Raw genomic sequence first — 13,920 nt, 5'->3', positions numbered from 1 at the left:
TCGGGTCAGGCCGAACGCTTGTCGGCGCGCGGATCGGCGGTGGTGGCCGGATCGGCCGCATCGACGCGCTCGGAGGCGATCGGGGTGGCCGGAGGGGTGTCCGGCTTTCCGTCCGTCTGCATCTCCTTGATCTCGGACTTGAAGATCCGCATCGACTTGCCCAGCGACCGCGCGGCGTCCGGCAACTTCTTGGCGCCGAACAGCAGCACGAACACCACGATCACGATCAACCAATGCCAGGGTTGCATAGCGCCCATGTGCACCTCCTCCGAGTCGCCGCTGAGTCTACCCGCCGACGTCGTCCTCGGCGTAGGCGCGCAGGGCCCGAGCCGCGGATTCACGCACCTTGTCGGCGAGTGCGGGCGGGTCGAGGACGCGTACCGCGGAGCCGAAGCCCAGGACGAAACGGGCCATCCAGTCGTCGGAGGCGTACGTCATCGCGGCTTCACAGGCGCCGTCGTCGAGCTCGCGGACCACTCGCAGCGGGTAGTACTCGAACATCCACGACGCCGACCGGTCGATCAGCAGGGTGGCCGACGGCAGCGCGGGGTCGGCGTCGAACAGCGAGGTGTCGGGGCCGGCCTCGACCGCGGGTGGTGGCGGGGCGGACGGTTCGTCGAGTGTGCGGGCGTCGACGATGCGGTCGAACCGGAACAGGCGGACGCCTTCGGCGGATCGGCACCAGGCCTCGAGGTAGCTGTGGTCGCCGACGAGGATGACGCGGATGGGGTCGACGACGCGGCTGGTCAGCACGTCGTGGGAGGCCGAGTAGTACTCGATGGCGACGGCGCGGGCGTTGCGCACCGCGGTCCGCACGGCTGCGGCGGCCTCGCTTTCGACGGGTGCGGGTTCGTCGACAGCGGTGACGGTGTCGCCGGTGTCGTGGCTGGCGGTGCCGGCGGCTTGCTCGATTTTGGCGATGGCGCTGCGGGCCGCCTCGGGGTCGACCATGCCGGGGACGTCGACCAGCGCGCGGAGCGCGACGAGGACACCGGTGGCTTCCGGGGAGGTGAGGCGCAGCGGGTGATCGATGCCCGCGGAGAAGGTGACCTCGATGCTGTCGCCGGAAAACTCGAAGTCGATGAGGTCGCCGGGACCGTAGCCCGGCAGCCCGCACATCCACAGCTGGTTGAGGTCTTCGCGGAGCTGTTTGACGGTGACGCCGAGGTCAGTGGCCGCGTCGTCGTAGGTGATCCGGGGATTGGCCTGGAAGTACGGGACCATGTTGAGCAGCCGGACGAGCCGGTTGGAGACGGCGGTCATGCGTGGGCTCCGGCGGCCTGGGCCTGCAGTCGGCCGATGACGTCGTCGCGCAGGGTTTGCGGTTCGAGGGCGACGGCGTCGGCGCCGTAGCTGGCGACCTCGCGGGCCAGCTGGTCGAACATGCCGATGTCGACGCTCAGGACGTCGCCGTCGCGCCCCTGTCGCGCCATCCGTGCCTCGATGACGGCCTGACGGCGCAGGGCGGTGGCGCGGCCGTCGGCGACCCAGATGCGGGCTTTGGCCCCGGTGGGCCAGTCGGCGACCGCGCGCCGGACGATGTCTTTGAGGTCGAGGTTGTCGGGCTTGCGGACGCTGCCGGGCTCGCCGAGCGGAATGACGTCATCGCCGATGCGCGACAGGCGGAAGGTACGGACGTCGTCCCGGACGCGGTCGTGGCCGACGAGGTACCAGCGGCCGCGGTGGGTGACGACGCCCCAGGGCTCGACGGTGCGGGTGATGTAGGGCTCGCTGCGATCTCTGCGATGGCCGAACTGGACGGCCTGACCGTTGTCGATGGCGTCGAGCAGGACGCGGAGGGTCTCCTCGTTGCCGCGGACGCCGGGCAGGGTGGCGGTGGAGATGGTGACGCCGTCGGCGGCATCGACGTCCACGCCGGCGGCGCGGAGTTTGAGCAGGGCGCCCTGGGTGGCGGTGATGAGCTCGGGTGACTCCCAGAGCTGGGTGGCCACGGCCACGGCGGCGGCTTCGTCGGCGGTGAGTTCGACGGCGGGCAGCGCGTAGGCGTCGCGGTTGATGCGGTAGCCCTCGGTGGGGTCGAACTGGGACACGCGGCCGGTTTCCAGCGGGATGCCGAGGTCGCGCAGCTCATTCTTGTCGCGTTCGAACATGCGGGAGAAGGCTTCGTCGGTGGGGCTGTCGGCGTAGCCGGCGACGACCTGGCGGATCCGTTCGGCGGTGATGAACGTACGGGTCGAGAGCAGCGCGATGACCAGGTTCATCAGCCGTTCGACTTTGGAGGTCGCCACTCCTCCGAGCTTAAGGCGTCCGGAGGTGGGGTCGGTGCGGCGACGCGCATTGCGGTCGTGGCCGCTTGGTTTCCCGTCAGAAGGGGGTGCCGATCTCGCCGAGCATCGCTTTCCGGATCAGCGGCACCGGCAGTGGGCCGAGCGCCACGAACTCGTCGTGGAAGTCCTTCAGTGAGAAGTCGTCGCCCCTCTTCGTCCGGTAGTCCTCGCGCAGCTTCAAGATCATGAGTTTGCCCATGGTGTAGTAGCCGTACGTGGCGTCCGAGGTCCCCCGCTTGGCCTCCGATTCTGCGACCGATCGGGGTTGGTAGGCCTCGGTGACGAACATGTCGGTGGCCTGATCGACGGTCATGCCGCGGGTGTGCATTTCGATGCCGGCGATGAAGCGGACGTCGCGCAGCAGCGCGTCCTGGATCTGCGCCAGCCGGTAGCGGGGATCGTCGGCGTGGAGGCCTTCGTCGAGCATCATCTGCTCGCAGTAGTGCGCCCAGCCCTCGGAGTTGGTTCTGGCACCGAAGACCTTGCGAACGTCAGAGGGGTAGTCCTTCGCGTTGAGGAACTGCACGTAGTGGCCGGGCCATACTTCGTGGACGGAGACGTTGCTGATGGCGGCGCGGTACCACCGGGTCATGTAGTCGTCCTGCTCCGCCTGGGGCCACGACGGGTCGGGCAACGTCATCGTGAAAAGCCCTTCGGTGGAGCTCTTTTCGAACGGCCCCGGGGTGTCCATCGTGGCCGAGGTGGTGGCGCGCAGATACGGCGGTGTCTCCACGACCTTGGCGGGCGGCGCCGGCGGGAGGTCGATGATGTCGCGGTCGCGGATGAACTGGGCGAGACCGTCGAGGTTGTCCTGGGTGACGGACAGCAGCTCCGAGGCGGGCGGGTGGTCCTTCGCCACGTCGGCCAGCACCTCGGGGGCGGGCTTGGTCGGGTCGATCTTCCTGGCCGACTCGGCGAAGGCCTGCTGATTGCGCTCGAGGTCGGCGCGGGCCGTCTGGAGGAGTTCGTCGAGCGGGGTGGTGATCATCTCGTCGGCAGCGAGCACCTTCTGGTAGGTGTCGGCGCCGTAGGCGAACGTTCCGTTGGACCGGTTGACGAGATCGCTTTCCAGCCAAATCTTGTAGTCCTCGAGCGCGGCGATCACCGCGTCGTTGGCTGTCTTGAACTCGGCCAGCAGCGCGGGATCTTTGACATCGCTGAACGCGGCGGGCACGTCTTCGGCGAAGAAGTCGCGATTGCCGTCGATCTGCTCGATGGCGATGTCGGTGTAGATCCGCGGCGGATTGTCGAGGTTCTCGCGGGCCTGGGCCAACGCGGTCGGCATCGCATCGAGACGACTGACGAGCGATCTGAGGCGTTGTTCTGCCGGCGCGAAGGGGCGCGACATCAGAACATACGCGTCGTCGGTGATGCCGCTGCTGTAGATGTCGGGGTCCTTGGCCCAGGAGCGGACGACGTCGTTCCGCAGCAGGATCCCGTCCAGGGTGTGCTTGGTCTGTTCGAGGTCGAGCTGAGCTTCGGGTGAAAGGTCCTGTTGCGCAATGTCGTCGAGGCGCGAACGGAAGTCGCGTGCGGCGTCCGAGGATTTCTGGACCGCGGCGGCGGAGCGGTCGGCGATCTTGTCGTCGTAGTCGTGGATGCCGAGGTAGGTGGCCGTCGACGGATCGGATTCGTAGACGAAGTCGAGGATCTCTGCGGTGAGTTGACGGAACGTGTCGTCGGCGGATGTTGAGGCCGGTGGGGGCGGGGTGTTCGTGCTGCCGCACGCAGCGAGAGACATCGTGACGAACAGTGCCAGGAAGATCTTCGCCGCCGAAATCCGCGCGGGCCGTGCATATCCGATGATCACAAGTCTCCCTCGACTGGCAGTGATTCGGCCGGAAGGTACTTTACGGCGTACGAGTGCGGGGGCGTTGCCGTTCATTGAATGCGTCGAGTGCACGGTTGTTGACAGGTCTTCTCGGGCGACGCGTACAACAACCGTGCGGTCGGGGGCTCAGGAGCTGTTGTCCCTGCACCTTAACTCGGCTCTGTCGTTTACTCGGAAGGATTCTCGGGCCATCCGGGACTTGCGGGCGCGGTCGGGAACTCGCTGCGCGGATGAGTGCCGTCGATGATCGCATTGCGAACGGGTAATGGGTCGGGCGCTTTGTCCACACACGCCTGCCTGTCGGCCTCGTACGTCGGCCACGCTTGGTCGAAGCCGGGCTCATTCTTCGAGAAGTAAGCCAACATGCCGCGGACGCGCCACTCCCCGAATACATTGCCGATCGGATCTGGCCGTGGACCGGCTTGAGCTAGCTCTGGCTGCGATGACCGCCCGGAAAGTTCAACTTTCGAGACGTCGATTCCTCGTTCATCCATGGCGCCAACGCGCGCCACGCTGCGGTAGAACCCGTTTTCGGTCTCAGTAGCGACCCGGTAGGTGTAGCGGCAGACCACAGCACTCACCACATCGTTGACGCGGTCGAGGGACAGAATGAGGTTGTTGACGTTACCGACCGCGGGCGTCTTGCTGGGGACGTCGAGCGCTGGCCTCGTCTGCCAGAGGTCCGAACTGCTGTCGGGCACTGCCTGTTCGAAGCCGGGATAGGCATAGGACATATCGCCTGCGTCTTGACTCAGCTCGAAAGACTCCATGAACGCCCGTATCGGGACAGCCGGGCCGGTGGTGATGTCGATCCCCGGGCCGGCGGTCCACAAGTACCGGAGACCTGCATTTGTTCCCTCCCAGCGTTCGATGCCGCGCTCCTGTGTGCACGCCGAGAGCAAGCAGATGAGTAGACAGATGGTGACGGGACTGCCTGCGCGCATCACCCGCCCCCACCCGGAATCTTCACCGTCATGTTGTACCAATACAAAAAGTCATCGGATGGGTTCGAGCTGGAGCCTCCTAGGGCCCGATCGATGTAGCCGTTCAAGGTCTCGTTGTAGACCGTGTCCCTCGGAGCGTCTCTTTGTGCGTCGCGGAGATCTTCGCGAGACCCTAGGCCCCCGTTGAGGAGATAGTCCCGATCGACATCTTCCGGCCGTATGGCTCCCGTCGCCAACAGCGCATTGGCGGCAAAGCGCGACGCTTCGTCCGGCTTCATGTCAGGAAGCACGGGATTCGACGTATCAATCGGCGGCCCAACGAACGAGCTTTCCATCGCCTCGCCAAATGTGGCGACTATCGGTCCACCAACTGGTCCGCTTACGCCGCTCAGTGCTGCGATTCCGGTTTTGTACGCCGTTTCCCGCCACTGCTGTGCCTCTGCGGCGTTCTGCCGCATTTCATGTGCTGCGTCCGCAGTGCCGGCCGAAACGAGGCCCTTCACTATCGCTGCGTCCGCCATTCGCGAGTCATCCTCCGAGACCGGCACCCCGTTCTTGACGTCGGTGGCCCAGTCGAGGGACCGGTCGACCGCGAGTGCGTCTGCCGCGCTGTTGAATTCAACGTAGGCATCCTCTTGGGTGCTCATGAGGGAAAAGATGCCTTTCGCGAGGGGACGCTCTGAGTTGCTGCCGTCGAGGTCGTCGAACCCATCCCCGTCATCACCGCCCACACCGGCAATGTCGTCGACATAGGGCGAAAGGCCGTGGGCATAGGCCTTGACCAACTCGGGGTTGTATTCGCCCAACGTCTGGCCGGCGATATCCATCAAGTCGCCCTTGTGGGCACCCAGGTATCGGGCGTATTCCTGCGCCGTCGCGTCCGCGATGTCAGCATTCACGTGGTTGTCGTGCGTCCAGCTGAACAGCGCGCCCGCTGCCTTGCCGTCATCGGTCCAGGGCATGTGGTTGACGTCGCGAAGGAAATCTTGTCCGTCACTGCCATGGGTGCCGAGTATGTGGTCGTGGATGATCTGGTGGTCCGGAGCGACCGCCTCGAAGATGGCTTGAGCAGCGACCGCCTTGTGCGTCGCGGGCACGTCGGCGTCCATAACGGCGTCGGCTGCTCTCATCATTCCGCGGTCGACCTCAGTCCCGGTCTGCAGGTGGTCGTTGCCGTCCTGGACGATCTCCGACACCTTTTGAAGGTTCTGATAGTTCTCCAGAACGTCCGAATCGCCAATTGGTTTGGTGTCGCCCGCGTTGTTCAGAGTGTCCTGCACGCTCTGAGGTAGCCGGTCGAATGAGCCCGCAGGGGTCGCGTCTTTGTTCGCCATGTCGAGTGGTGCGTTGGGGTCCTTCGGGTAGTACACGTCATCGTTGCTCATCAGCTGCCACGAATCACCGATGACGTCCTTCTTGTCGCCGAGCATCTGCTCGACCTCGTGAAGCCGATCAACGCTCATTCCGTGCTGTTGGGACTGCATTTGGCCGAGGTACAGAGCCTGTTCAGGGGTGAGCGGTTGGCCGGGTGTGATCGAACCCAGAACTCTCTCAACGCGGCCGGCGGCCGTTTCTTCCCCCCGAAGCGTTGCCTCGACGTCTTCGCGCGCCCGCTCCTCCTCGGGAACGGCGTGCATTTCGGGCGGTTTCTCCTCGCCTTTATCGTCGCCCTCGCCCGCCTTCTTGCCGTCATCGCTAAATTTCTGGTTCCCCGCGTCGTCGTACTCGCTCTGGAGCTTGCGGATGTCCTGCCCGACGCCGTTGAGGTCGTCGTTGGAGGTCTTCACCACCTCGCTGAGCTGACCGAGGCCGCGGTTGGCGATCTGCAGCAGCATCGCGTCGCGTTGTTTGCCGGGCGGCACGCTGTTGACCGCGTCGGTCACCCATTGCCTGACGGCGTCGAGGTTCTGCCGGCCCGCGTCGACCACCTGCGCGGACCGGTCGACCTGCTGGGCGAGCTTGCGGTCCAGCTCGGCGAGCCTGGTGAACACCTGTTGGTGGTCGGTGTTGGCCTTCTCGTATCCGGACGCCGCGGCCCCGGACCATTTCTCGCCCGGCTTGGCGTCGTCGAGGCCGGAACCCAGATTGCGCAGCTGCGCACTGTTGTCGAAGTCGGCCCCGGTCTGCGGCGCCCCCTGACCGAACGTCTCGCGCGCATTGTTCCACGTGGCGTAGAACCCGTCGATCACACTCATTGCGGCTACCTCACCTGGACCGGTTACGACTTACTTGCCTACGGCGATGGCGTCGGCGCTCATGACACTTACGTGCTGCCAATAGATCCAGTCGGTGATGGCTGCTCGCAGAGCTGCGGCATCGGTTGCCACGTGGGCGGCATGCAAGGCGAGCACCTGCGCGTGGTCGGCGTAGGTCACCATGGCTTGCAGGTGTGGGATTCCGCGGTCAGGTGCTGCGCTCATCAACGGTTTCATTACGTCGAACCACAGCATTGCCGAGTCATCGACTGGCGGTGTCGTGTCCGCGGGCGCTGGCGGTAGCAGATCGGCGAGTGCGCTGTCTGGCATTGAAGCGAGCTGTTTCGCCGCGGATGGAGCGACTACTTCCAACCTCGACCGCCCGGCCATGTCGCCCTTCTCCGGGATGTCGTCGGGTTCCAGCACGACCCGCGGCGCTCCCGGATCGAAGCCGGCGAACTGCTCGGCTGTAGCGACGACGGCGCGCAGCGAGGTTTCGTGGTGCTGAGCCCAACCGTGCAGGGCCAGCATGGGATACGTCGCCCACTTCGCTCGCTCCTCGAGGGGGATCGACTCATCGGCGCTGACCATCCGAACCGGTTCGGGCAGCTTGACGCCTTCGGGGCTGTACCCGACGCCGTAACTGTTCGCCGCGAGGATGGCGCCGTCTTGTGCGACGCCGACAACCCAGAAGAATCCGAAGTCGGGAGATTGAATGGCGTTGAGCGCAGCGCCGATTCGCCGGGCGACCTGAATTGGGTTGCCGCTTGACCCACGGCTGGTCACCCCAGCGATGAGATCGCGCTGCGCGCGAGCGGTCGATACGGGCAGTGGGGCGGGAGCGCCCACCACCGACGAGGCGCTCGAGGTGGGAGCCACCGGGGCGGGACCCACCGCCGCGGCTGGCGCGACCGGAGCCGCCGGCGACGGTGTGGGTGGGGGGCCGAGCGGCATCGAAGGCGGCATTGGCGCTCCACCGCCGGCAAACGAACCCGCGCTCGAAGGCGGCGGAGCCACGGGCGCTGCGGGTGGCGCCGTGGGAGCGACGGGCGCACTGGCCTGCTGAGTGGCGGCAGAACTGGCCGCCGTCGCATCAAGGTCCATCGGAATAGACGGCGGGGGCATGGGAGTAGACGCCGCCTGCACCGCTGGCCCGATGTTCGACAACGCATCCGCGACAGGCGCCATGGGCATCGGCTGTTGCGCACCAGTTGCCGCTGTCGGATGTCCGCCGGCGCCGGCCTGGCTGGGATCGAATCCGGTTGTCTCCGAACCAGATTGGTTGCCGAACAGACCGCTCATGGCGTCAGCACCGCCCGGGCTGGTCGACACGCCGGAACCGCTGCTGATACCACTGCCGCCGCCGAGGCTTGCAGTGGGTGATGATCCGCTGGAGCTTGCGGGTGAGGGGGACACTCCCAAAGTTGGCGGCGTACCGCCAGGCGACCTCGGTCCCTGTGAAGGGGCAGGTGCCGCTCCACTGGGCGCGGGCACGCTGGCCTGTGGGGACGTCCGTCCTCCATCAGCAGCCCACGCGGGCACAGGCTCTGGGCCGCTGCCAAGAACGCCCGGCGCGGACGGTTCTTGTGTCGCAGCAGCCGCGCTACTGCGCTGCCCGTCCTTTGCCCATGCGCTCACAGGCGTCGAGTCGGCTTCTGCAGGTGTCGTCGCGGCTTGTGGTGTGGATGAAGGTTGGGTCGCGCGTTCTCCGCGCCCGCTCCAGCTAGCGAGCACTGTCTGATCGCCGTCATCGGCTTCGAGTTGAGGACCGACTTCGGAGTTGTCTTCCGACATTTCGAATGGAGCCTCGGGCACGCCCGGATGGCCGCCGAACGAAGCTGCATGATTACTTACAGTGTTGAAGTTCTCAAAGTATTTTTGATTGACGAGGGTCTTGATCGCACTGGTCGCATCTTCATTAGCATTCGCGGCTTCACGTTCTAGACGGCCGATTTCCTCTTGAGCTACTTTGACATTATCTTTGATTGCTTCTTTAGCGCCTGTAACATTAGCTGCGGCTTCGTTGCACCATGTCACAGCATCGCGCAATTGCTGTTCATGCTCCTTTAGGGCTGCACCGTGCTTGCTGACGCGATCTCCCGCCTTTCCCGCGCTTTTCCCGGTCCAGACATCTGGGCCATTGAAGATCGTCGAGTGATTCGTGCCCCATGTCTCCGATGCGTTCGTCAGCTCCGATAACTTGCCGCTGAGCTCATTTGCACGTTCCGTGAATGCGGTTTCGTCTACCTCCGGCCATGCTCCAGCGCCAGTCATTTCCGCCGCATATGGCCCTGATGGGCGCTGCACTCCCATAGGTATCACCGCTGAACTGCTCTGCAAGCCCAGAAAATTGTGTTAGCCAGATAGGTTGCCGCTTCCATTAGGTGCGCGTCTTTACTTGTGAAGCCAGGTATGGATTCAATATAGGCACGCTGGTACTGTGCTGCTAGCACAGCAAAATCCTCGAAAAGTGGGTTGTCGCTCGAGAAACCAAGCATTTGCATTTTTTCGGCGTTCGCTGCCATTACTGGTATGACAGCATCTACGGTTGCTCTTTGTGAGGGGGTCCACTCCCTTGCGCTTAGGCTTGGGCTGACTAGACGCCAATCCTGAGTCTGCTCCGTAAACTTATCGGACCGCGACCGCCATTCATCACAGGACTTCGAGGATACTGCAATGAATCGCGACTCCGCTCGATCGCTACCTGGCTTGAGAGGGGATGTCGGCGCGTCCGGCGCTGGAATCATCGGTGCGACCGACTGGGCCGAACCTTGGTTTACAGCAGAACAAATGTTAGATAAGGCAGACGCAATAGTATCCGTAACCACTGCTAGGTCGTCATCTGCCTGGACGTAGGTGGGAACTTTTTCGGCAAATGCTTTCGAGTAAACTCGGAATTGCTCAATCAATTCGCGGACTACTCTGTGGGGCGTTTCTTTAAGCAAGTTCTCAGCCTGCGCGGAGGCGTCTTCCTGTGCGTCCACCACCGACTCATACATTGACCGTTGCTGAGGGGTCCACTCGCTTTCGGGGACTGACTGGTCACGGTCCCCCCACCCAACGGCTTGAGTGCGTGAGGAATAGTCTCGTGAAATCCTCCCCCACGCATCACACGTCGGATCCTCAGTAACGATATTCACCGGCCCGGTGTCGCCCGCACTCGCGAACTCCGAATCACCGCCATCGGCGGGCGTCGGCGCATCTGAATCCGTGCGCATGACCAACACCGTGACCGTCACCGCCAACGCAACCACCAGCGCCACGATGATCCCGCCCAGGATCCACTTGCTCTTTCCACCCTTGGGCGGCGGACCGGACGGCGGGCCTCCCCACTGCGGCTGTCCCGGCGGCGGACCCCACGGCGGCGGTCCACCGAACTGGCCCCCCGCCGGTGCCGGCTGCTGCTGACTCCCCCACTGCGGGCCACCACCAAAGCCATCCCCATGCGGCCCGCCATACGGAGTGTTGGGAGGAGGAGGCAAAGTCATATACGCACCTTCGCGTCAGGAAAGCTCACTGTCACAACACAATCGAATCTGATCCAGCCGGCCTCGTCGGCGCCGGCTTCGGTGCGGGCGGCGCCTCAGGCACCGGTCCGCTCTGCGGCACAGCCGGCGCCGGCTGGCTCGGCCCCACGTCTGGCGCGCGCTCGCCGGTCCCCTGCTCCGGCCCGGCCCCACCTTCATCGGCCTTCGGGCGCTCGTCCTTCTCATCGTCGCGTTCGTCGGCCTCACGCAGCTCCTCGGCCAGCCGCGACTCGTCGCCCTTGCCCGCCCCGCCGATCTCACCGATCTGACCCGAAAGTTGGCTCATCTGCTGCATCCCGCTCTGGATGCCCTGCATGATCCCCTGCGGGATCTGCGCCGCCATACTCGCCAGCTGCATCGGGATCTGCGCCGCCTGCTGCGCCATCTGCATCGGCATGCCCATCATCTGGCCAGCCTGACCGGCACCACCCGCGCCCGCACCCGCAGCGCCGCCACCGCCGACACCCTGTGCCTCGAGCGCGCGCGCCACCTGGTCAGCGACCTGCTGGTCGGTCTGCTCGTACATCCCGGCTGCCTTGATGATGTTCCGCGCCGTCGCCAGCGCCTCTTCCCTGGTGCGCGGCAACCCGTCGATCAACGGCTGCTCGATCTGCTGGGTACGGTTCTGGATCGCCCGGGACAGCGCGTCGGTGCCTTCGACGACGAGCGGGGGCAACGGGTCCGGAATCGCGTTGGCCCCGTCAACCAGGCCATTACCGCCGCTGGCCAGCTCTCCGGTGTTGACCCGCAACTCTTCCATCGATGCCCCCAATCGCCCAGCGCGCAGCGACGCCGACCCGTGAACACGCACCGGCAGCCCCACCAGTAACCGTGCAGCAAATGTTACCCGAGGCCCGCCAGGGGTCGCCGCACCAAACTGATCGTGGGCTACATACTGGCGATGAGCCGCTTCACCCGCTCGTCGACCGACCGGAAAGGGTCTTTGCAGAGCACTGTGCGCTGGGCTTGATCGTTGAGCTTCAGATGCACCCAGTCGACCGTGAAGTCTCGGCCGGCCTCCTGCGCAGCGCTGATGAACTCACCCCGCAACTTGGCCCGCGTCGTCTGCGGCGGCGTGTTGACCGCCGCCTCGATCTCCTCGTCGGTGGTGATCCGCGTCGCCAGACCCTTGCGCTGCAGCAGGTCGAACACCCCGCGCCCGCGCTTGATGTCGTGATAAGCCAGGTCGAGCTGGCTGATCTTCGGGTCCGACAGCTCCATGTCGTAGCGGTCCTGATAGCGCTGGAACAGCTTGCGCTTGATCACCCAGTCGATCTCGGTGTCGACCTTCGCGAAATCCTGGCTCTCCACCGCGTCGAGCTGGCGGCCCCACAGGTCCACCACCTGCTCGATCTGGGTGTTCGGCTCCCGCGTCTGCAGATAGTCCACCGCCCGCGAGTAGTACTCCCGCTGGATGTCCAGGGCGCTGGCCTGCCGGCCACCGGCCAGTCGCACCGGCCGCCTACCCGTCAGATCGTGGCTGACCTCGCGGATCGCGCGAATCGGATTGTCCAGCGAGAAGTCGCGGAACGGCACCCCGGCCTCGATCATCTCCAGGACCAGCGACGCGGTGCCCACCTTGAGCATGGTGGTGGCCTCGCACATGTTCGAGTCGCCGACGATGACGTGCAGCCTGCGGTACTTCTCGGCGTCGGCGTGCGGTTCGTCGCGGGTGTTGATGATCGGACGCGAACGCGTGGTCGCCGAGGACACGCCCTCCCAGATGTGTTCGGCGCGCTGACTGAGGCAGAACGTCGCCGCCTTGGGCGTCTGCAGCACCTTTCCCGCGCCGCAGATCAGCTGGCGCGTCACCAGGAACGGCAACAACACATCGGAGATCCGCGAGAACTCGCCGGCTCGAACAATCAGGTAGTTCTCATGGCAGCCGTACGAATTGCCGGCCGAGTCGGTGTTGTTCTTGAACAGGTAGATATCGCCGCCGATGCCCTCGTCGGCGAGGCGCTGCTCGGCGTCGATGAGCAGATCTTCGAGCACCCGCTCGCCGGCCCGGTCATGGGTGACGAGCTGGTGCAGGTTGTCGCATTCGGCCGTCGCATACTCCGGGTGCGAGCCGACGTCGAGATACAACCGGGCACCGTTGCGCAGGAACACGTTGGAACTGCGGCCCCACGACACCACTCGACGGAAGAGATAGCGGGCAACTTCATCCGGACTGAGCCGGCGATGACCATGGAACGTGCAGGTCACGCCGAATTCAGTTTCGATGCCCATGATTCGTCGCTGCACGTCAACGAGCTTACGGGGTCGTCCCGTCAAACGGTCGTCATGGCCGGGATCAGACGCGGTGTGTGTTGACACCGAGGCGTCTGACTGTCACGTCAACGCGGTGTGTCGATCCAGCCCAGCCGACGGCTGACCGCGTCGGCTGCGGCCACCGTCTGCTTGGCCACCTCGGCGAAGCTGTCCTCACCCACTCGGTACGCCGGACCCGACACGCTCAGCGCCGCGATCACCTGATCATTCGCATCGCGCACCGGAGCCGCGACCGCGTTGAGGCCCACCTCGAGCTCCTCACAGACCGTCGACCAGCCCCGTTCGCGGACCTCCGTCAGTTCAGTCAGCAGATCGTCGAGGGTGTCGATGGTGGCCGGGGTGAACTTCGGCAGCTCCACGGGTAGGCGGGCCCGCACCTCGGCGACATCCAACGCCGCGAGCAGCACCTTGCCGCTTGACGTGGCATGCGCCGGACAGTTCTGCCCAACCCAGGTGCGCAGCGTGATCTCTCCTGGTCCGATCGATTCGACGACGTTGACGATGCGGTCCTCGTCGAGAATGGCCACGTTGGTGGTCTCCCCGAGCGCGTCGGTGAGCCCGTCGCAGATGTCCTGGCTCAGCCGGCCGAGGTCGAGGTGGCCGCTGGCGGCCCGGGCCAGCCGGGCGATCGCGAATCCGAGCCGGTACTTGCCCCGGCCCGAGATCTGCTCGACGAAGCCGCGGCCCTCCAGGACCGCGATCAACCGTGACACCGTCGATTTGTGCACGTCGAGTTCCGCCGCGATTTCAGTGACCCCGGCCTGTCCCGATCGGGCGATGATCTCCAAGACGAGCAGGGCGCGGTCGACAGACTGCACCGCCGCCGCGGGTCTCTCGTCGTCCCGTGCCATCGCCGGAAGC

General features: G+C 65.2%; 11 protein-coding genes. All 11 read right to left on the bottom strand.

Features of this window, described 5'->3' with window-relative positions:
- Nucleotides 1–5: 5 nt before the first annotated feature.
- The 11 genes from tatA to A5757_RS05670 all read right to left on the bottom strand — a co-directional run bounded on the left by tatA (nt 6) and on the right by A5757_RS05670 (nt 13,910).
- A complete protein-coding gene (gene tatA / locus A5757_RS05715; protein ID WP_066829936.1) occupies nt 6–257 on the bottom strand; it encodes a Sec-independent protein translocase subunit TatA in 252 nt (83 codons plus the stop codon).
- Between the two features lie 28 nt (nt 258–285).
- On the bottom strand, nt 286–1,263 hold the full coding sequence (locus A5757_RS05710) for a YafY family protein (protein ID WP_066829934.1): 978 nt from the start codon (nt 1,261–1,263) through the stop codon (nt 286–288).
- Nucleotides 1,260–2,249 carry a YafY family protein gene (locus tag A5757_RS05705; RefSeq protein WP_066829931.1) on the bottom strand — a complete coding sequence of 330 codons (990 nt, stop codon included), beginning with the start codon at nt 2,247–2,249 and terminating at the stop codon, nt 1,260–1,262. The genes A5757_RS05710 and A5757_RS05705 overlap by 4 nt, the downstream gene beginning before the upstream one ends.
- A 76-nt stretch (nt 2,250–2,325) precedes the next feature.
- Nucleotides 2,326–4,098 (bottom strand): DUF885 domain-containing protein, encoded by a 1,773-nt coding sequence (locus tag A5757_RS05700; protein ID WP_197497266.1) that lies wholly within the window; start codon nt 4,096–4,098, stop codon nt 2,326–2,328.
- Nucleotides 4,099–4,286: 188 nt separating this feature from the next.
- Nucleotides 4,287–5,063: a hypothetical protein gene (locus tag A5757_RS05695; protein WP_156618192.1), complete on the bottom strand. Its 777-nt coding sequence runs from the start codon at nt 5,061–5,063 to the stop codon at nt 4,287–4,289.
- A complete protein-coding gene (locus A5757_RS05690) occupies nt 5,063–7,258 on the bottom strand; it encodes an EspA/EspE family type VII secretion system effector (RefSeq protein WP_066829926.1) in 2,196 nt (731 codons plus the stop codon). The genes A5757_RS05695 and A5757_RS05690 overlap by 1 nt, the downstream gene beginning before the upstream one ends.
- 30 nt (nt 7,259–7,288) lie before the next feature.
- Nucleotides 7,289–8,044 carry a secretion protein EccK gene (locus tag A5757_RS23585; RefSeq protein WP_231983896.1) on the bottom strand — a complete coding sequence of 252 codons (756 nt, stop codon included), beginning with the start codon at nt 8,042–8,044 and terminating at the stop codon, nt 7,289–7,291.
- Nucleotides 8,045–9,576: 1,532 nt separating this feature from the next.
- Entirely contained in the window at nt 9,577–10,512 is a 936-nt protein-coding gene (locus tag A5757_RS22680) for a hypothetical protein (RefSeq protein WP_231983895.1), read from the bottom strand.
- A 265-nt stretch (nt 10,513–10,777) separates the two neighbouring features.
- The gene (locus tag A5757_RS05680) at nt 10,778–11,608 is read right to left on the bottom strand and encodes a hypothetical protein (protein ID WP_231983894.1); all 831 of its coding nucleotides are present in this window, start codon (nt 11,606–11,608) and stop codon (nt 10,778–10,780) included.
- A gap of 65 nt (nt 11,609–11,673) precedes the next feature.
- Complete coding sequence (gene pafA / locus A5757_RS05675) at nt 11,674–13,032, bottom strand: Pup--protein ligase (protein ID WP_156618190.1); 1,359 nt, start codon at nt 13,030–13,032, stop codon at nt 11,674–11,676.
- A 92-nt stretch (nt 13,033–13,124) separates the two neighbouring features.
- Nucleotides 13,125–13,910, bottom strand: coding sequence for an IclR family transcriptional regulator (locus tag A5757_RS05670; protein WP_066829916.1), 786 nt, complete (start codon nt 13,908–13,910; stop codon nt 13,125–13,127).
- Nucleotides 13,911–13,920: the final 10 nt, after the last annotated feature.

The sequence above is a fragment of the Mycobacterium sp. 852013-51886_SCH5428379 genome (assembly GCF_001665575.1).
Lineage (GTDB): Bacteria > Actinomycetota > Actinomycetes > Mycobacteriales > Mycobacteriaceae > Mycobacterium.
The sequence above is the reverse complement of the archived record's forward strand: the minus strand, read 5'-3'. Positions and strand labels throughout refer to the sequence as shown.

Excerpts from the sequence above, each read along its gene's own strand:
- A5757_RS05710 (WP_066829934.1), bottom strand. The coding sequence starts at position 1,263 with ATGACCGCCGTCTCCAACCGGCTCGTCCGGCTGCTCAACATGGTCCCG.
- A5757_RS05670 (WP_066829916.1), bottom strand. The coding sequence starts at position 13,910 with ATGGCACGGGACGACGAGAGACCCGCGGCGGCGGTGCAGTCTGTCGAC.
- A5757_RS05695 (WP_156618192.1), bottom strand. The coding sequence starts at position 5,063 with ATGCGCGCAGGCAGTCCCGTCACCATCTGTCTACTCATCTGCTTGCTC.
- tatA (WP_066829936.1), bottom strand. The coding sequence starts at position 257 with ATGGGCGCTATGCAACCCTGGCATTGGTTGATCGTGATCGTGGTGTTC.
- A5757_RS05690 (WP_066829926.1), bottom strand. The coding sequence starts at position 7,258 with ATGAGTGTGATCGACGGGTTCTACGCCACGTGGAACAATGCGCGCGAG.